The sequence below is a fragment of the Blastocatellia bacterium genome (assembly GCA_035275065.1).
GTDB lineage: Bacteria > Acidobacteriota > Blastocatellia > UBA7656 > UBA7656 > DATENM01.
On record DATENM010000140.1, the window covers coordinates 1 to 18,374 of the forward strand.

An 18,374-nucleotide genomic window follows, 5' to 3' on the forward strand; every position below is an offset into this window, starting at 1 on the left:
GAAACCGGAGGGGCCGTTCTCGATGGCGTAACGGCGGTCGGCGAGCAGGGTCTGGCCGGGGGCAAGCTCGGCATGGGCGAGCGGTTCCGGCGTCAGGCCCTTGACAGGGTAGCGGTAGATCCCGGCGATCCGGGCAGGCGAGGGAGCATCCATGCGACTTATTAAGGGATTCCCGCGGCTCGCGCCACCACTCCCGAATTTGTGAGCGAGCCTCTTCCGTTTTGCCGTGCCATGCCCACATTTGCACCAAGCCTGAAAACAGGGCGACGACCCGCGGCCGGTTGAGGAATGTCAATGCGGTTCGTGGATACCCAATGAAGATGCCGCAATCATGCCTCAGGGGTGAGGGTGGCATGCCGAGGGAAATAAACCGATGAATATTGAAAAATACACCGAGCGGGCGCGCGGCTTCGTCCAGTCTGCGCAATCGCTCGCCATGCGCGACGGACACCAGCAGTTCTCGTCGCTGCACATGCTCAAGGTCCTGCTTGATGACAGCGAGGGGCTTGCCGGCGGTCTGATCGACCGCGCCGGCGGTAACTCGCGCGCCATCCTCAAGGCTACCGAGGATGCGCTGAAGAAGCTGCCGAAAGTCTCGGGCAGCGGCGCCGGGCAGATCTATCTTGCCCCCGACATGGCGCGCGCCTTCGACGCGGCGGAAAAGGCCGCCGAGAAGGCCGGCGACAGCTTTGTCACGGTCGAGCGATTGCTGCTCGGGCTGACGCTCGAGAAGGGCGGCGAGGCCGGCAGCATTCTGGCCAAGGGCGGTGTCACGCCGCAAAACCTCAATGCGGCGATCGAGGCCTTGCGCAAGGGCCGCACCGCCGATAACGCGACGGCCGAAAATGCCTATGACGCGCTGAAGAAATATGCCCGCGACCTGACGCAGGCCGCGCGCGACGGCAAGCTCGACCCCGTGATCGGCCGCGACGAGGAAATCCGCCGCACCATCCAGGTGCTCTCCCGCCGTACCAAGAACAACCCCGTGCTGATCGGCGAGCCCGGCGTCGGCAAGACCGCCATCGTCGAGGGCCTGGCGCAACGCATCGTCGCCGGTGATGTGCCGCCTTTCTTGCGCGACAAGCGCATCGTCGCGCTCGACCTGTCGCTGGTCGTCGCCGGCACCAAGTACCGCGGCCAGTTCGAAGAGCGATTGAAGACGATCATGCGCGAGCTGATCGAGAACCCGCACTACATCATCTTTATTGACGAGCTGCACACGCTGGTTGGCGCGGGCTCGGCGGAGGGCTCGCTCGACGCCGCTAACATCCTGAAGCCATCGCTGTCGCGCGGCGAAATCCAGTGCATCGGCGCGACCACGCCGGCAGAGTTCCGCAAGAGCATCGAGAAAGACCGCTCGCTAGAACGCCGCTTCCAGGCGGTCAAGGTGCCGCCGCCGACCGAAGAAGAGACCATCAAGATTCTCGAAGGCGTTAAGGAGCGCTACGAGTCTTTCCACCAGATTCGCTACACGGTCGATGCGGTTGAGACCGCGGTGATTCAATCGCAGCGCTACATTCCCGACCGCTTCCTGCCCGACAAGGCGATTGACATCATTGACGAAGCCGGCGCCCGCGTGAAGCTGCGCGAGGCCCACTTGCCGGCAGAGATTCACGAGTGCCAGCGCAAGCTGCGCCGCGCCACGCAGAATTATGAGCGCGCCCACGCCGAGCGCGACTTCGAGCGCGCCAAGTTCTTCAAGCAGAAAGAGCAGGAAGAGCTTGAGCGGCTGTCGCTGCTGCGCGAGTCGCACAACCTCGTCCCCGAGCATTACCCGAACGTCACGCGCGCCGACATCGAAGAGGTCATTTCGCGCTGGACGGGCATCCCGATCACTTCGCTTAAAGAAGAAGAGACCGCCAAGCTGCTGCGCACCGAAGAGGAGCTGCATAAGCGCATCATCAGCCAGGCGCGGGCCATCTCGGCGCTGTCGCGCGCCATCCGCCGCAGCCGCGCCGGTCTGAAGAATCCCAACCGGCCTGTCGGCTCGTTCCTTTTCTTAGGCCCCACGGGCGTCGGCAAAACCGAAGTCGCCCGGTCGCTTGCCGAATTCCTTTTCGGCTCTGAGCACGCCTTGATCCGCTTCGATATGTCCGAGTACATGGAGAAGCACGCGGTGTCGAAGCTCATCGGCAGCCCGCCCGGTTACGTCGGCCACGAGGAAGGCGGCCAGTTGACCGAGAAGATCAAGCGCAGTCCTTATTCGGTGCTGCTGCTCGACGAGATCGAGAAGGCACACCCCGACCTGTTCAACATCCTCTTGCAGGTGTTGGAAGACGGCGTGCTGACGGATTCGCTCGGCAATCACATCGATTTCAAGAATGTGATTTTGATCATGACGTCGAACATCGGCGCGCGCTTCATCCAGAAGCGCGGCCACCTCGGCTTCCAATCTTCGACCAGGCAGCTGCAATCGAATGTCGAAGAAGGCGTGATGCAGGCGGTGAAGCAGACGTTCAACCCGGAGTTTATCAATCGCCTCGACGAGATCATCGTTTTTGAGCCGCTGACGGATGGCGACCTGTTCGAGATCGTCGGCCTGCTCGTCGCGCAGCTCAACCGCACCTTGATCCGTCGCAAGCTGCAAGTGCAGATGACGCCCGAGGCCCGCCAGTGGCTGGTCGAGCGCACCTGCACGGATCGCTCGTATGGGGCGCGCCCGTTGCGTCGGGCGCTGCAAAAATACGTTGAAGACCCGCTATCGGACGCACTGATCAGCGGCCGGTTCAGCGAAGCTTCGGTCATCGAAGTCTATCTCGAAGACAACGCGCTGCAATACCGCCCGATGGCGCTCGAAGAGATGGGTGACGCCTTGCTTGTGCAATAATCGGTCCTTGCCCCTTTGTGTTTTTTTGAAACGGATGGCCCGGATGTAGACCTCAAGCAGTTCATTGGCTTACCCTCCACATTTTTGTTACAATAACTGGTCAATTTCGCATTCTATAGATTGAGCAAGAAACCATTAGAGTTTAACCGAGTGTCCGGCTTGCGGGCGCAGGGGCTTGAAACCGCAATCAGCTCCCGGCGCCGGCTGCCATCCGTTGCGCTCGCGGAAGGCAGTTTTTGAGCCGCGCTCGCGCTCGAACCCGCGAGCCGAAGGCCGCGGATTGAGTCAGATTTAGGAATGATAGGGAGTGTGCAATTCTTTATGACTAAGCGTGTTCTTTGCCTGCTCGCAGTATTGGTAGCGGCAGTCGGTGTCTGGCCCGGCAGGGGCTACCTGGCGATGCTTGAATCTACGGCAGCGGTCAGTCGCTCGCAAAACGTGCCGGTCGAACAAGTCATCATCCGCGGCAACCGCCGGATCCCCGAATCCACCGTCAAAATCTGGATCGGCACACGCGAAGGCGACCCCTACAACCCGGTGCAGCTCGACCGCGACGTGCGCGCCCTTTACGCTCAGGGCCACTTCGAGGACGTCAAAGTCTACTCCGAAGAAGGCACGCGCGGCGGCAAGATCATCACCTTCGAAGTGCGCGAGCGCCCGCTGCTGCTCGACATCAAGTACGAAGGCTTGAAGTCGGTGCAGCAGTCAGCCATCCTTGAAGAGTTCCGCAAGCGTTCCGTCGGCTTGTCGAAAGAATCGCAGTACGATCCCGTCAAGGTGCGCCGCGCCGCCGCCGTCGTCAAAGAGCTGCTCGCCAACGAGGGCCGCCCCGAAGCCAAGGTCGAGCCGCAGGTCGAGGCGATCTCGGCGACCGCCGTCGCCCTGACCTTCAAGGTCGAAGAAGGGCCCCGCTATCGCATCGCCGACATCGAGTTCGAAGGCAACCAGGTCTTCTCTGACGGCTACCTGCGCTCGCACATGAAGCTGGTCAAGGAGATGGGGTTGTTTACAACCTTCTCGTCAAAAGACATCTATCATAAAGAGAAGCTCGAAGCCGATCTCGACCGCCTGCGCGTGCTGGTCTACGCCGATGCCGGCTACTTGAAAGCGCGCTTCGGCGAGCCGCGTGTCGAAGAGGTCGGCAAGGTCGGCTCCTGGGTGCCGCTCATCGGCCACAAGGGTCAGGGCTTGAAAATCGTCATCCCTACAGACGAGGGCCGCCAGTATCGCGCTGGCGCCATCAAGGTCGAAGACAACACCGAGTTTACCGCTGACGAAATCAAGTCGATCATCGGATTGAAGCCGGGCGACGTCGTCAAAGGCTACTCGGTCGTCAATAAAGGTATTGATAACCTGAAGAAGCTCTACGGCACGCGCGGTTACATCCAGTTCAATGCCAACTTCATTCCCGATTTCCATGACGACCCGAACGACCTGGCCAAAGGGACAGCCGATATCACCTTCACGATGGATGAGGGCAAGCAGTACGCCCTGCACCGCCTGGAGTTCATCGGCAACACCTTCACCCGCGACAACGTCCTGCGCCGCGAAGTGCTGCTCAACGAAGGCGAGCGCTACAACAAACAGCTCTGGGACTTGAGCATTCTGCGGTTGAACCAGCTCGGCTATTTCAATCAGATCAAGGACGAGGACGCGACGGTCAACACCAATGAGAAAGAGGGACAGGTTGACCTGACGCTGAAGGTCGAAGAGAAGGGCCGCCAGCAGATCAGCTTCACGGGCGGCGTGTCGGGCATCGGCGGCTCCTACCTCGGCATTGATTACTCGACCAACAACCTGCTCGGCTACGGCGAATCGCTGGCCCTTGCGCTCTCTGGCGGCAACTATCAAAAAGTCGCCTCTTTCTCGTTCACCGAGCCCTACTTGAAGGGCCGCCCGATCAGCCTCGGCTTCAGCGTCTTCTATCAGAATTATCAGTTCATCGGCCAGGGCTTTGGCGCCCTCACGTCGGGCAACATCTTTGGCGGCTTCCAGGGCGAATCGCTGTTCACGCAGCGCACCAAGGGCGCGTCGGTGAGTGCTTCGGCGCCGCTCAGTTATTTCGCCAAACGCTTCCGCATGGGCCGCTTCGTGCGCCTCGGGATGTCTTACTCGTTCCGCACGACAGACATTCTCGACCCGGCGGTCAACCGCGACTCCGACCCGTCTAACGACATTCTGGTCACCTTCCGCCAGACCGGGGTGACGCAGTCAACGCTGACGCCGACGGTTTCGTTCAACACCTTGAACTCGTCGCTCGACCCAACCAGTGGGCAGTCGCTGACGCTCGGCCTCTCGTATTCAGGCGGCGTGCTCGGCGGCAAGGTCAACACCATCGAGCCGACGGTGGAATATAAGCGCTTCTTCCCATTCTTTGCCGGCAAGGAAGCGCGCGCCCGCGTCGAGTCGGGCAGGCAGGCGCGCACCTTCGGGTTCCGCGTGCTGTTTGCTAACATCCGCTCGTTCGGTACGCCCTTTGTGTCGAACTCGTTTTCCTTCGTCGGCGGCACACCTTTGTACGCGCGATTCTTCCTCGGCGGCGACGACTCGATCCGCGGCTACAACATTCGCGGCATTTCGCCGACCGCGCCCATTCAAACGGCGATCACGACGCGCAACCTCTTTGCCACCGACCTTGCGGGCAATCGCATTCGGGTGCGCCCGTCGAGTCAAGCGACCGGCAGGAGCATCGATCCGAGCGTCTTCAGCAAGTTCCAACTGACCGAACAGCCGCTCGGCGTTCAGCAATTCCCGGCGTTTTTGGGCGGCGACACCGAGTTGCTGCTCAACTTCGAGTACCGCATTCCAATCGTCGGGCCGTTGCAGTTCGTGCCCTTCGTGGACGTCGGCTCGGCCTTCAACCTGAGCACGCTCGAAAATCAGGCCCAGCGCAGCGAGTTCATTCCAAACGTCGGCCTCGGAACGGTCATTCTGAATCCGCAAGGGCTCGAGACCACGCCCAGAGAGTTGCGTAAGGCGACGACGCCGGAAACGCCTGTGGGCGGGCTGCCGCCGGGCTTCCAGTTCGCCACCATCCGCGGCGAGCAGATGCAGGCGCAGGTCGGGCTGTTCTCGCAAGCTAAGAGCGGCATCCTCGATAACTATCGCGCCAGCCTCGGCGGCGAGTTCCGCATTCAGGTGCCGGTCATCAACGTGCCGTTTCGTTTGATCTTCGCTTATAACCCGAACGCGCGCGTCGATAATCCGTTCATCATCGAGAAGAAGAAGACCATCCGCTTCTCGGTCGGCAGAACCTTCTAGGAGTGTGACGAGTGACCAGTGACCAGTGACAAGTGATGGGCGAAAGCTTGAAGGGGCGTCCCCGGAAAGTTTTCTCTTGTCACTATTCACTTGTCACTTGTCACTGTTATAATGGTTTTTTCTCAGGGGGTGACTGACGTTCGCCGTTGGTCCGAACAATTCCAAAACACGACAGGAGCAGTTATGTTCAAGATTCGATTTGCTGCTTTCGCAGCACTGGTTCTGGCCGCAGTGGCATCAGTCGCTTCGGCGCAGCAGGCCACGCAGGCCGGCCTGGGCGCAGCCGTTCCCGACGGCAAGATCGCCGTTATCAACACGCAGCTATTCCCGGACAGCATCGCCGAGCTGAAACAGAAATACGATCAGGTCGGCACGCAATTCAAAGATCGCTCGCAACGCCTGCAAGAGGCGCAGACCCGCTTGCAGACCATGGAGAACGATCTGCGCACCAAGCAGGGCGTGCTGAAGCCGGATGATTACGCGAAATTGCAACAAGACTATGAGGATTTGAAGAAGCGGACGCAGCGCGAATACGAAGACGCCAAGGCCGATTTTGATCGCCAGGTCGAAACCGCCACCAAGCCTGTGCGCGACAAGCTCTATCAATTCCTACAGACCTATGCCACCCAGCGCGGCATCGTGATGATCATCAACCTGGCCGGCGCGGCGCAGACCGGAACGCTCGCTTACTGGAACCCCGGCGCCGACGTCACCGACGATTTCATTGCCGAATACAACAAGGCCAACCCGGTCGCCGGCGCGCCCGCTGCCCCGCCGAGGCCGCAGCCTGCCACCCCGACCCGCAAGCCTTAAGGCGCGATGAAAGGAGTTATGAGCATGAAGGTTTTGAAAGTCACATTCGCCGCCATCGCGCTGCTCGCCTTGACCTCTCTCGCCGCGGCACAGCAGCCCGCCGCGACTGCGCCGCCGGCGCTGCCGAAGGGCAAAGTCGCGGTCATCAACACGGCACAGTTCCAGGAGCAGGTGCAGGAGTTCAAGGCCAAGATGGACGAGCTGAACCGTCAGTTCGAGCCGCGCGTCAAGGACGTGCGCGGCCTGGCCGACCGCATTACGGCGCAAGAAAACACCATCAAGACGCAGAATCAGAGCGGCGCGCTTTCGGCAGCGCGCGTCGCCGAGATGACCGAGCAGCTTGAGACGATGAAGAAAGAGTATCAGCGCAAAGCCGAAGACCTGGAAGCCGATGCGGGCCGCGCCAAAGACCGCGCCTTCCAGCCGCTCAGCGAAAAGCTGGTCAAGTTCGCGCAGGAGTACACCGCCAAGCGCGGCATCGTTCACCTGATCGATCTGAGCAACTCGCTACAATCAGGCTTGCTCATCTGGTACGACCCGCGTACCGACGTCACGCAAGATTTCATCACCGAATACAACAAGACGCATCCGGCGACCGTCGCGCCCGCCGCGCCCAAGCCGTAGGCAAGTAAAAAGTAAAAAGGCAAAAGGCAAAAGTAAGGAGGAACCGCAACGGGTTCCCTACTTTTGCCTTTTTACTTTTTACTTTTGCCTTTTACTGAATGGTGCCGATGCCGTGATCTTCTTCGTCTTTGACGCGCAGCAGGTCGAGAATCAAAGCGGTGTTGTTGGTCGCCTGAATCGTCCGGTCGTAGGTGCGCGTGTTCTTCTCGACTTCGAAGTTGCCGTCTGCCGCGCCCGAAAGCACCGTCAGCGCTTTGCGGCCTGCTTCGGCGCCCGACTTCGCGCCAATGATCAAGCCTTCCAGCAAATAAATCTCGCCGCTGGCGGCTGACGACATCACTTGCAGGACGCCGGTGACGCGGCTGTTTTCGAGAATCTGAATAATATCGAACAGGCTGATGTCGGCGAGGCTGCCGGAGAGGATGCGCTGGCTCTGGCCGCGCGCCGGCATCGGCGGCGTTGGTGTCGCCTGTGTGTGGCGCACGTCGCGCAGTTGGCCGGTCACCGAGACGCGCGGGTCAAGCCGCTTGGCTTCGAGCAGGCGCTCGTTGGCGCGCTCCAGGTCGCCCGCGGAGATGTGCAGGCTGGCGAGCGCCAGGCAATGCTGCGCGGCCTGATCGCGCTTGCCGGTTTCAATCAAAATCTCGCGCAGCTTTTCGCGCAGCCCGATGTGGCGCGGCGCGCTATCAATCGCCCGTTCCAGGGTTTCGATGGCGCGGTTGACCATGCGGTACTTGACCAGCAACTCGGCGTCAATGATGGCGCTCTCAGGATCAAACTCGTTGGGGTTAGTCCTCGACATTACTTCCTTCTCTGCAACAGCAAGCGACCCGCATACATATTGTTGGTTCTGCCGCCGCTTGTCAATTCTTCGTTTCCGGCGCGTGAGGCGAGCGCCGCCGCCACGCTATAATCCGCCGACGATGCTGATGCGCAAAGCGTCGGCGCGCTCGATGAGCTGAGCTTTATCGAACAGCAAAGTCTTTTGCGGCGTGACGTGAAGCGCGGTGGCGCCGGCACGCCGCATCGCCTCGATGGTTGGCGGGCCGACAACCGGCACATCAAAGCGCATGTCCTGATCGGGCTTGGCGACTTTGATGACGACGAAGGGGCGGCCGTGAGTGATCTGGCCGGCGCGCTCGATGACGGCGTCAGTGCCTTCCATCGCTTCGATGGCGACGACGGCGCCATCCTTGACGGCAATGGTCTGCCCGAGGTCGAGGCGGGCGATCTCGCGGGCAATCTTCAAGCCGAATTCGATGTCGGCGCGCTCCGTTTTGCTCGGCGCGCGGCGCGTCATCACGCCGGCCTCGGCGAGCGCGTCTTCGAGAAACGTCGTCGAGTCAACCAGGGTGATGCCTTCGCGCGCCAGCTCGTCGGCGACCGCGCCGATCAAGCTGTCGGTGTTTTTGCCGGGCAGCCGCGCCAGCACCCGCACCATGCGCAGATCGGGCAGAGCGTTGAGGCGAAAGATTTGATGGTGCTTGACCTGTCCGGCCATGAGCGCATGGGTGACCGATTCACTCTTGAAGAAGCGAATCAGTTTGCCAAGCTGGCCGACGCCGACCCACTCGACGCGCGCCGCCTGCCCGGCGATTTCCGGCTCGGTCTCTTCTTTGATGGCGGCGACAACCATCTCAACGCCGCGACGCCGCGCGCCGTCCAGCACGAGGAAAGGGAAGCGCCCATTGCCGGCTATCAATCCGTATTTCATAAGAGGAAGGGAGTCAGGAGTCAGGAGTCAGGAGTCAGAATGAACAAGGAAGTCGGCGGCAGCCAGTACGCTTGTCCGCCGCCGCTTCTATTCTATCTTTTAGGCTCCCCTTCCTTTTCCATTCTGACTTCTGACTCCTGACTCCTGACTTCTTGTCTTTCAGTACTCCACCCAGGTGCCCGCTTGCCGGGCTTTCGCCTTTTGATAAAGGTACTCGGCTGAAGCGAGGTCTTCGACGGCCAGGCCGAGCGATTTGAACAACGTGATCTCTTCGGCTGATGTGCGGCCCGGCTTGCCTGCGAGCAAAAGCTCGCCAAGCTCTGCGCGAATGTGATCCGTGCCGATAGCGCCTTCGCGCAATGCAATCAGGTAATCGCCACTTTCATTGAGCGTTGATTCGCGCCGGTCTACGAAAAGGCTGGCGGCGGCCATCGTGGCGCTGTCGACTTCGCGGGCTGCCGCGATGCTCGCGCCGACGACGTTCAGGTGGGCACCGGGCGCGATCCATTCGCGCTGGATGACCGGCTCGCGTGACGAAGTCGCGGTGACGATCAAGTCTGCGCCGCGCACCGCCGCTTCTACCGACTCAACCGCCTCAATCGGGAAGGCATAACGCGGCGTGACCGATTCGACAAAGCGCCGGGCATGTTCGAGGCGGCGGCTCGCCACTCGCACACGCCGGATGGGCCGCGCACAGGCCATCGCTTCGAGATGGGTGTGAGCCTGTACGCCTGAGCCGATGATCGCCAGGTCGCCGGCATCTTCGCGCGCCAGCAGCTCGGTCGCGACGCCCGAGACGGCGGCGGTGCGAATCGCCGTCACCGCCGAGGCATTCATCAGCGCCAGCAACTGGCCGGTCTCGCCGCTCAGAAGCAGCACGCTGCCCTGATGCGCATCCAGCCCGCGCGCCGGATTATCAGGGAATACGCCGATTACTTTCACGCCATAAGCGGCGCGCTCGCCCGCTTGATGGGCCGGCATCAAACCCAGCAATCCCTTTGCGCCCGGCGGCGAGATGACCATGCGCAACGGCTGCGTCAGCTCGCCAGCCGCCAACGACCGCAGCGCATCACGCATCAGCGCGAGGCATTCGGCCATCGGCAAAAGGCGCTCGACTTCCATCTGGCTCAATATCAAGACGCTCACTTGGTGACTCCGCGCTCCGACGATTCGATGAACTGGACCAGGTAATCGATCTCCGCGTGACCGTTCAGCTCTGCCTTGATGCGCTCTACGGCCTGCGTCGTGTTGAGCTTTGCCGCAAGCAGCAGATGAAAGGCATGGTCTATGCGGCGGATGACTTCGGATGAGAAGCCCTGGCGCTTGAGACCGATGGTGTTCGGGCCGTAACAGCGCGCGTGATTGCCGGCGCTGCGCGCAAACGGCAGCGCGTCTTTGACGACCACCGCCGACGCGCCGATGAAGGCATACTTGCCGACGCGACAGAACTGATGCACGCCGGAGAACGCACCCAGTGTCGCGTGGTCTTCGACGACGACGTGGCCGGCAAGCGCCGCCGAGTTCGAGAAGATCACGTGATTGCCGATGTGGCAATCGTGGGCGACGTGCGCTTGCGCCATAAAGAGATTGTCCGAGCCAATCGTCGTCAGGTTGCCGCCGCCCTCGGTGCCGCGGTGGATGGTGGTGAATTCGCGGAAGACGTTGCGCTCGCCGACAACCAGGCGGCTCGGCTCGCCTTTGTACTTCAAATCGTGCGGGGCCTGGCCCGCCGACACGAACGGAAAAAAGAGCGTGCCGCTGCCGAATTCCGAAGGGCCTTCGATGACGCAATGACTGCCGACGCGGACGCCATCGTGGAGGATGACGCTATCACCGATGATCGAGTAAGGGCCGATAGATACCTCTTTGCCGATCTCGGCTTGCGGGCTGATGATGGCCGTCGGGTGGATGCTCGCGGGCTCATTCATCTCGATCATTGCTCGACGGGCTTGAAGGCGGCGTGATTAATCTCGCTGCCGCGCTCGATCAGGCTGCGGTCAACCAGCGACGAAGCAATCTCGGCTTCGGCCACCAGTTGCGAGTCAACGTAGGCTTCGCCGCGCAGCCGGATGTAGCGCGGGCGCAGGCGCAGGACAGTTAGCTCCATGCGCAACTGGTCGCCGGGGACGACGGGGCGGCGGAACTTGGCGTTATCAATGCCGGTGAAGAAGACGAGCTTGGTCTCGCGGTCGGGCAGTGAAGCCAGCATCAGCACGCCCGCAGTCTGCGCCATCGCTTCGACGATCAAGACGCCGGGCATGACGGGCGCGCCGGGGAAGTGGCCTTGGAAGAATGGCTCGTTGAGCGTGACGTTTTTGATGCCGACGACGCGCTTGTGCGGCTCATATTCGATGATGCGATCAACGAGCAGGAAGGGGTAGCGGTGCGGCAGGATTGCCTGAATCTGTGTGATGTCGAGTAAGGTTTCCATAGCCTCCTTCGATCATTCAGCGCTTAGATCATGGCCGGCCTCTAAATCAAAGCCCGCGTCGCGGATGATGGCTTCCAGTAGCTTCACGCGGTCGGCCAGCTCGGGCAACCTTGAGTATAGCGCATGCCGGCGGCGCCACGCATTGTACTCCTGAGCCGGGATCATGCCGCCCATCAATGCGCCGGCGCGCACGCTCTTGGTGACGACGGCGCGCGCGGTGATCGTCGCGCCGTCGCCGATCCTGACATGCTCGACCGTGCCGACCTGCCCGGCGATCACGCAGCCGCGCCCGATTCTCGTGCCACCCGAAAAGCCCGCCTGCGCCGCGACCACTGTGTCTTCGCCAAGCTCGCAGTTGTGGCCGACTTGAATCAGGTTGTCGAGCTTGACGCCGCGCCGCAGCACGGTGTCTTCGAAGCCGCCGCGATCAATCGTGCAATTGGCGCCGATCTCACAATCGTCTTCGATGCGCACGCGACCGAGCTGTAAGAGTTTCACCTGGCGGCCCTCTTCATCAGGCACGAAGCCGAAGCCTTCGGCGCCGATCACCGCGCCGGCATGAATGATCACGCGACTGCCGATCTCTGTGCGCTCATAGATGGCGGCGTTCGCATAGATCACCGCGTCGTCGCCGACATGACATTCATTGCCGATGACGACGCCGGGGTGCAACGTCACGCGGTCGCCGATGCGACAGTGCTTGCCGATGGTGACGCGCGCATGAATCGAGAGGTCTTCGCCTAGCGCCGTCCCTTCGCCGACGACAAGATCGTCACTAACGCCGAGCGGCTGATAGGCGACGGCGTGCAGCGCATGGATGGCGCGGGCGAAGGCGAGTTTGGGGCTGCGCGCGACCAGCAAGTTGGCGGTCGCGCCGGGAACGGCTTCCGCGACAATGATGGCCGTGGCGCGGCACTCGTTGACGCGGGCGCGATAAGCGGCATCGGCAGCAAAGGTAATGTCGCCGGCTTCGGCCTGCTCGAAGGAGTGCGCGCGGCGGACGACCGCCCGCGGGTCGCCGAGGAGGTCGGCCTTGATGATCTGCGCCAGTTGCGCAAGCGTCTGCATAGCTTATCACCCGGTCAAAGATTTACGCTTCTAAGGCGCGGCAGCAAGCTTGAAAGTTTCCCAGAAACCCGCCATGCGCGCAAGGAAAGGGGCTGACGGAATTGATGAATGATGAATGATGAATGATGAACTGCCGGAGCGAGCGCCCATCGCAAGGGGACTGGTCTCTTTAATTCATCGTTCACCGTTTTGGAGGCTGCCTTGACTCTGCAAAAATGGCTGTGGTAGCTTGCGAGTTTTCGGCGCGGCAGTTAATCTCGATAATTGGGAACTACAATGCTCAAGCGCACACCGCTACATGATTCACACGTCTTGCTTGGCGCGCGCATGGTCGAATTCGCCGGCTGGGACATGCCGGTGCAGTACAGCGGGCCGATCCCTGAGCATCTGGCCGTGCGCCAGGCAGCCGGCCTCTTCGACGTTTCGCACATGGGCGAAATCGAAGTGCGCGGCGAACAGGCGCTCGCCCTCGTCCAGCGGATCACGACCAACGATGCCGCCAAGCTCCAGGATAACCAGGTACAGTATTCGACGATGATCAACGAGCAGGGCGGCGTCATTGACGACCTGCTGGTCTACCGCATCAACGAGCATTACTATTTGCTCGTCGTCAACGCCGGCGGCACCGACGCCGATTTCGCCTGGATCGCCGAGCACGCAGCCGGCTTCGACGTCGAAGTGATGAACACCAGCGCCGCCTTCGCGCTGCTTGCCCTGCAAGGCCCGCGCTCCGAGCGCATTCTGCAATGTATCTGTGATCACATGCTCGACCGCATCCCGTATTACTGGTCACAGCAGCTTGCGGTTGACGGCATCAGCTGTCGCGTCTCGCGCACCGGCTACACCGGCGAAGACGGCTTCGAGATTCTCTGCCCCGCGGCGGACGCTCGGCACATCTGGAACCGGCTGCTGGTCACTGGCCATGAAGACGGCTTGATCCCCTGCGGCCTGGCGGCGCGCAACACCCTGCGCCTGGAAGCCGCTTTCCGCCTTTACGGCAATGACATGGATCAGACGACGACGCCGCTTGAAGCCGGGCTCGGCTGGGTCGTCAAGCTCAACAAAGGCGACTTCATCGGGCGCGAGGTGTTGCAGAAACAGAAGGCCGACGGCCTGCAACGCAAGCTGGTCGGCTTTGAAATGCTCGACCGAGCGCCGGCGCGCGACGGCTATCCGGCGGTCCTCAACGGCCAGCCGGTCGGCACCGTCGCTTCGGGCAGTCCCGCGCCGTTTCTGAAAAAGAACATCGGCATGCTCTATCTTCCCATCGAGCACGCGGGCGTCGGCACCGAGTTTTCCGTCGTGATTCGCGGGCGCGAAATCCCTGCCCGCGTCGTTGAAACTCCCTTCTACAAACGGGAAAGACGATTTGATTGAGTTATCAGTTACCAGTTGTCAGCTGCCAGAAAAGAGCAAAGAACAACCGACAACTGGCAACTGATAACTGATAACTGGTTTCGGAGATAAAGATGGCAAACACCCCTGAAGACCTAAGCTACACGAAAGACCATGAATGGGTTCGCGCCGCCGCCGAGCGGGCAACCGTTGGCATCACCGACCACGCGCAGCAACAACTCGGCGACGTGGTCTATGTTGAGCTGCCGCGTGTGGACGATAAGTTCGAGGCCGGCGAGCCTTTCGGCTCGGTCGAAAGCGTCAAGGCCGTGAGCGAGATTTACATGCCCGTCAGCGGCGTCGTCGTCGAAGTCAACGGCGCGCTCAACGACGCGCCCGAAAAAGTGAACGCCGACCCGTACGGCGACGGCTGGATGATCGCCATCAAGCCCGACAACCCGTCGCAGCTCGATGCCTTGTTGACCGCCGCCGAGTACGAAGATTACATCAAGGAAGAAACCTCGGAGTAAGCACGAATGCGGTATATCCCGAACTCGCCCGACGAGCGGCGCGCCATGCTCGAACAGCTCGGGTGTGAGCGCATCGAAGAACTCTTTGAGCAAATCCCCGAAAACCTGCGACTGAACGACGCGCTCGGCATCGGCCCGGCAATGAGCGAGCCGGACCTGATTGCCTACTTTCGCGAGCTGGCGGCGCGCAATGCCAGCTCGTATCAATCCTTCCTGGGCGCGGGCGCCTATTCGCACTTCATCCCGGTCATCGTTGATCCGCTGATCTCGCGCGCCGAATTCTTTACCGCTTACACGCCATATCAGCCGGAGCTGAGCCAGGGGACGCTGCAATACATCTTCGAGTTTCAAACCATGGTCTGCCAGTTGACCGGCATGGATGTGGCGAACGCTTCGCTCTACGACGGCTCGACGGGCGTGGCCGAAGCCGTGATGATGGCTAACCGCGTCACCCGCCGCAACCGTTTCATCATTGCCGACACACTGCACCCGCAGTACCGCGAAGTCACCGAAAGCTATACGCGACAGCTCGGCCTCAAGCTCGACTTCGCGCCGCACACCGAAGCCGGCACGTTGGATTTGAACGCTCTGCAAATTGACAAAGAGACGGCGGCGGTCGTCGTGCAATCGCCGAACTTCTTCGGCTGCGTCGAAGACCTGCAAGCCATCGCCGACGCGGCGCACCAGGCCGGGGCGCTGTTCATCGTTGCCTTCAGCGAAGCGATGAGCCTGGGCGCGTTGAAACCGCCCGGCGCGTGCGGCGCTGACATCGTCGTCGGCGAGGCGCAATCGTTCGGCATCCCGCTCAGTTTCGGCGGCCCTTACTGCGGATTGTTTGCGACGAATGAAAAGTTCTTGCGCCAGATGCCCGGCCGCCTGGCCGGCGAAGCCTATGACCACGATGGGCGGCGCGGCTACGTGCTGACGCTGTCGACGCGCGAGCAGCACATCCGCCGCGAGAAAGCGACTTCCAACATCTGCACCAATCAAGGGCTGTTCGCGCTGATGGCGACCGTCTATATGGCGACGCTGGGGCGGCGCGGCGTGCGCGAAGTCGCGCATCAGAACTTGCAAAAGGCGCACTATGCGGCTCAGGAGATCGCCAGGCTCGACGGCTACGGCTTGCGTTTCAGCGCGCCGTTCTTCAACGAGTTTGTCGTCACGACACCGAAGCCTGCAAGCGAAGTGGTGGGCGCGCTGCTCGACCGTCAGATCATTGGCGGGGTGGCGCTCGACGAGTATTACCCGGAGATGAAAGACGCGCTGCTGGTGTGCGTCACCGAAACGGCGCGGCGTCCAGCCATTGATCAACTGGTCGCGGCGCTCGCCGAGGTTTAGTGAACAGATGGACAAGAGCAGAATCAAAAAAGCAGCTACGCACGTCGTTCAGAAAGAAGGGCTCCTTTTTGAAACCTCGCGCCCCGGTCGCATTGGTTATTCGATCCCGGCGCTCGACGTGCCGGAGGTGGAAGCCAGCGAGATGATGGACGCGCGCCTGCTGCGCGACGACGATCTCGAAGGCATGCCCGAGCTTTCTGAAGTCGACGTGATTCGTCACTTTACGCGGTTGTCGACGTGGAACTATTGCATAGACCACGGTCTCTACCCGCTCGGCTCCTGCACGATGAAATACAACCCGCGCATCAACGAAGCGGTGGCGCGCATCGAAGGCATCGCCCGGCTGCACCCGCTGGTGCCTGCACCGCTTGCGCAGGGCGCGCTTGAGATCATCGCGCGGCTCGAAGACTGTCTGGCGAAGATCACCGGCTTGCCGGCGGTGACGACGCAACCGGCAGCCGGGGCGCAGGGCGAGATGACCGGCATCATGATGGTTCGCGCGGCGCTCACCGAGCGCGGCAACCCGCGCAAGAAAGTCTTGATCCCCGACTCGGCGCACGGCACCAACCCGGCCTCGGCGGTCATCTGTGGCTACACGGTCGAAACCGTGCCGACCTTAGCCGACGGCGGCACCGACATCGACGCCTTGCGTCGCATCATGAGCGAGGATGTCGCCGCCTTCATGCTCACCAACCCGAACACGCTCGGCAAGTTCGAGCGCAACATCGAAGAGATTTGCCGCATCCTCCACGAAGGCGGCGGCTATGTCTACATGGACGGCGCCAATATGAATGCGCTGGTCGGGGTAGCCAGGCCCGCGGACTTCGGCATTGATGTCATGCACATCAACCTGCATAAAACCTTCTCGACGCCGCATGGCGGCGGCGGGCCGGGCGCGGGGCCTGTGGCCGCAATCGCCGAGCTTGAGCCTTACCTTCCCTTCCCGCGCGTCAACCGCAGCGCCTCGAACGAGCTGACGCTCGACTACGACCGCCCGAAATCGATTGGCCGGGTGCGCGCCTTCTTCGGCAACTATGGCGTGCTGGTGCGGGCCTTGAGCTACATGCTGACACACGGCGATACGGGCTTGCGCGAAGCGACGGAAACCGCCGTGCTCAACGCCAACTACATTGCCGAGCAGTTGAAAGAGGTCTACGACATCCCGTATCCGGGACGCGTCATGCACGAAGTGATCTTTTCCGACAAGCAGCAACAGAAGCATGGCGTGCGCAACATAGATATCGCCAAGCGCCTGATCGATTATGGCTTCTACCCGCCGACCATGTCATTCCCGCTGGTCGTGCCCGGCGCGCTGATGGTCGAGCCGACCGAGACCGAAAGCCGCCAGGAGCTCGATCTGTTCATCGAAGCCATGCGCGCCATAGATGAGGAGGCGGCGGAAGATCCCGACATCCTCAAACAGGCACCGCATTCGACGAAAGTCGGCCGCCTGGATGAAGTCGCCGCGGCGCGCAAGCCTGTGCTGCGCTGGCGGCCCAAAGAGAGCGGCGACAAGGATCGCGCCAGAGGCACGTCATCCTCGACCTAAATCGGCGACGCCCAGCCGGAATATCGCGCTCACCGCTTGCGGGTTTTCCACGGATTGCGGAGGGCGGAATCTATCTAGTAAACTCCTTGGCTTTGACTGAGTGGACAAACGTTGACAAGGGAGGACTCTTTCTTTATTCGCAGTACGCCGTTTGAAAGGACACACCATGAGCAGAGAAAGTACAGACGCGTTAAGAGAAAAATTGTTGGCCGATCCCGAAGTGCAATTGATGATCCGCATGCGGGCTTTCGAGATTTACCAGATGCGCGGCGGCGAGCCGGGCAATCCGGCGACCGACTGGTTCCGCGCCGAATCCGAAGTGCTGGAGTTTTTGATCGACGAAGAGAATCGCCGCGCCGCCGAAGAGCCGCAGCCGTCATCGCCTGAGACGGTTGCCGGCGTTGAGCTGGCGAGTGATGCGCAGGCGGCCGCCGACCCTGAAACCAGCATCGGCGCGTGGTCGGCAACCGAACCGGCTGGCATGGAGCTAGCCCCGGAGATCGGCGGCAGCGCACCGCTTGCGGAGCGGGAGAAGACGCGCACGCGGTCGGCGACGAAATCGCCCTCGACCCGAGCCGGCAAGTCCGGCAACGACGCGGCCCCCAAGTCGGCGCCGCGCCGAGTCGCCGCCAAGAAGACCGCCGACGCGACGGAAAAACCGAAACGCACCCGTAAGAAGGCCGACGCCTCAAAAACAGCGACCGGCGAGAAATAACGCGACCAGTTGCCAACCGGCAGCGCCTTAAGTGGCGGAAGGCAGATGATTGGTGGGTCAGGCGATTCGCTTACGCGCCTGTTCTATCAACCATCTGCCTTCCGCTATTTCAGGCGGGTGTGGCGCAAGGCGGTTAGCTTGCGCATCGCCTAGCGCAAGCTAACCGCCT

Annotated in this window: 16 protein-coding genes; 9 read left to right on the forward strand and 7 right to left on the reverse strand. The window is 61.5% G+C overall.

The window, feature by feature from the left end; translation table 11 throughout:
- Positions 1–153: MOSC N-terminal beta barrel domain-containing protein (locus VJ464_25920; protein HKQ08586.1), on the reverse strand; the 153-nt coding region annotated here is incomplete at its 3' end.
- Positions 154–373: 220 nt separating this feature from the next.
- Here VJ464_25920 and VJ464_25925 point away from each other — a divergent pair.
- From VJ464_25925 to VJ464_25940, 4 genes are all read left to right on the forward strand, one after another.
- Positions 374–2,827, forward strand: coding sequence for an AAA family ATPase (locus VJ464_25925; GenBank protein ID HKQ08587.1), 2,454 nt, complete (start codon positions 374–376; stop codon positions 2,825–2,827).
- Between the two features lie 321 nt (positions 2,828–3,148).
- Positions 3,149–6,088 (forward strand): outer membrane protein assembly factor BamA, encoded by a 2,940-nt coding sequence (gene bamA / locus VJ464_25930; protein ID HKQ08588.1) that lies wholly within the window; start codon positions 3,149–3,151, stop codon positions 6,086–6,088.
- Positions 6,089–6,271: 183 nt separating this feature from the next.
- Positions 6,272–6,901 carry an OmpH family outer membrane protein gene (locus VJ464_25935; GenBank protein ID HKQ08589.1) on the forward strand — a complete coding sequence of 210 codons (630 nt, stop codon included), beginning with the start codon at positions 6,272–6,274 and terminating at the stop codon, positions 6,899–6,901.
- Between the two features lie 18 nt (positions 6,902–6,919).
- On the forward strand, positions 6,920–7,525 hold the full coding sequence (locus VJ464_25940) for an OmpH family outer membrane protein (protein ID HKQ08590.1): 606 nt from the start codon (positions 6,920–6,922) through the stop codon (positions 7,523–7,525).
- 91 nt (positions 7,526–7,616) lie between these two features.
- Here the strand turns inward: VJ464_25940 and VJ464_25945 are convergent, their stop codons facing one another.
- From VJ464_25945 to lpxD, 6 genes are all read right to left on the reverse strand, one after another.
- On the reverse strand, positions 7,617–8,327 hold the full coding sequence (locus VJ464_25945; GenBank protein HKQ08591.1) for a DUF4388 domain-containing protein: 711 nt from the start codon (positions 8,325–8,327) through the stop codon (positions 7,617–7,619).
- 105 nt (positions 8,328–8,432) lie between these two features.
- Entirely contained in the window at positions 8,433–9,239 is an 807-nt protein-coding gene (gene lpxI / locus VJ464_25950; GenBank protein HKQ08592.1) for a UDP-2,3-diacylglucosamine diphosphatase LpxI, read from the reverse strand.
- Between the two features lie 159 nt (positions 9,240–9,398).
- Entirely contained in the window at positions 9,399–10,385 is a 987-nt protein-coding gene (locus tag VJ464_25955; protein ID HKQ08593.1) for an ornithine cyclodeaminase family protein, read from the reverse strand.
- Complete coding sequence (gene lpxA, locus VJ464_25960) at positions 10,382–11,167, reverse strand: acyl-ACP--UDP-N-acetylglucosamine O-acyltransferase (GenBank protein HKQ08594.1); 786 nt, start codon at positions 11,165–11,167, stop codon at positions 10,382–10,384. The genes VJ464_25955 and lpxA overlap by 4 nt, the downstream gene beginning before the upstream one ends.
- A gap of 5 nt (positions 11,168–11,172) precedes the next feature.
- Positions 11,173–11,670 carry a 3-hydroxyacyl-ACP dehydratase FabZ gene (gene fabZ / locus VJ464_25965; protein ID HKQ08595.1) on the reverse strand — a complete coding sequence of 166 codons (498 nt, stop codon included), beginning with the start codon at positions 11,668–11,670 and terminating at the stop codon, positions 11,173–11,175.
- 12 nt (positions 11,671–11,682) lie between these two features.
- Positions 11,683–12,738 (reverse strand): UDP-3-O-(3-hydroxymyristoyl)glucosamine N-acyltransferase, encoded by a 1,056-nt coding sequence (lpxD, locus tag VJ464_25970; GenBank protein HKQ08596.1) that lies wholly within the window; start codon positions 12,736–12,738, stop codon positions 11,683–11,685.
- Between the two features lie 276 nt (positions 12,739–13,014).
- Between lpxD and gcvT the strand changes: the two genes are divergently transcribed.
- From gcvT to VJ464_25995, 5 genes are all read left to right on the forward strand, one after another.
- Entirely contained in the window at positions 13,015–14,115 is a 1,101-nt protein-coding gene (gcvT, locus tag VJ464_25975) for a glycine cleavage system aminomethyltransferase GcvT (protein HKQ08597.1), read from the forward strand.
- A gap of 92 nt (positions 14,116–14,207) precedes the next feature.
- On the forward strand, positions 14,208–14,603 hold the full coding sequence (gene gcvH / locus VJ464_25980) for a glycine cleavage system protein GcvH (GenBank protein ID HKQ08598.1): 396 nt from the start codon (positions 14,208–14,210) through the stop codon (positions 14,601–14,603).
- Between the two features lie 6 nt (positions 14,604–14,609).
- Positions 14,610–15,941 carry an aminomethyl-transferring glycine dehydrogenase subunit GcvPA gene (gene gcvPA, locus VJ464_25985; GenBank protein HKQ08599.1) on the forward strand — a complete coding sequence of 444 codons (1,332 nt, stop codon included), beginning with the start codon at positions 14,610–14,612 and terminating at the stop codon, positions 15,939–15,941.
- A gap of 7 nt (positions 15,942–15,948) precedes the next feature.
- A complete protein-coding gene (gcvPB, locus tag VJ464_25990) occupies positions 15,949–17,490 on the forward strand; it encodes an aminomethyl-transferring glycine dehydrogenase subunit GcvPB (protein ID HKQ08600.1) in 1,542 nt (513 codons plus the stop codon).
- 166 nt (positions 17,491–17,656) lie between these two features.
- Complete coding sequence (locus tag VJ464_25995) at positions 17,657–18,205, forward strand: DUF2934 domain-containing protein (protein HKQ08601.1); 549 nt, start codon at positions 17,657–17,659, stop codon at positions 18,203–18,205.
- Positions 18,206–18,374 lie beyond the last annotated feature (169 nt).

Coding starts and splice junctions, on each gene's coding strand:
- VJ464_25925 (HKQ08587.1), top strand. CDS start 374: ATGAATATTGAAAAATACACCGAGCGGGCGCGCGGCTTCGTCCAGTCT.
- bamA (HKQ08588.1), top strand. CDS start 3,149: ATGACTAAGCGTGTTCTTTGCCTGCTCGCAGTATTGGTAGCGGCAGTC.
- VJ464_25935 (HKQ08589.1), top strand. CDS start 6,272: ATGTTCAAGATTCGATTTGCTGCTTTCGCAGCACTGGTTCTGGCCGCA.
- VJ464_25940 (HKQ08590.1), top strand. CDS start 6,920: ATGAGCATGAAGGTTTTGAAAGTCACATTCGCCGCCATCGCGCTGCTC.
- VJ464_25945 (HKQ08591.1), bottom strand. CDS start 8,327: ATGTCGAGGACTAACCCCAACGAGTTTGATCCTGAGAGCGCCATCATT.
- lpxI (HKQ08592.1), bottom strand. CDS start 9,239: ATGAAATACGGATTGATAGCCGGCAATGGGCGCTTCCCTTTCCTCGTG.
- lpxA (HKQ08594.1), bottom strand. CDS start 11,167: ATGAATGAGCCCGCGAGCATCCACCCGACGGCCATCATCAGCCCGCAA.
- fabZ (HKQ08595.1), bottom strand. CDS start 11,670: ATGGAAACCTTACTCGACATCACACAGATTCAGGCAATCCTGCCGCAC.
- lpxD (HKQ08596.1), bottom strand. CDS start 12,738: ATGCAGACGCTTGCGCAACTGGCGCAGATCATCAAGGCCGACCTCCTC.
- gcvT (HKQ08597.1), top strand. CDS start 13,015: ATGCTCAAGCGCACACCGCTACATGATTCACACGTCTTGCTTGGCGCG.
- gcvH (HKQ08598.1), top strand. CDS start 14,208: ATGGCAAACACCCCTGAAGACCTAAGCTACACGAAAGACCATGAATGG.
- gcvPA (HKQ08599.1), top strand. CDS start 14,610: ATGCGGTATATCCCGAACTCGCCCGACGAGCGGCGCGCCATGCTCGAA.
- gcvPB (HKQ08600.1), top strand. CDS start 15,949: ATGGACAAGAGCAGAATCAAAAAAGCAGCTACGCACGTCGTTCAGAAA.
- VJ464_25995 (HKQ08601.1), top strand. CDS start 17,657: ATGAGCAGAGAAAGTACAGACGCGTTAAGAGAAAAATTGTTGGCCGAT.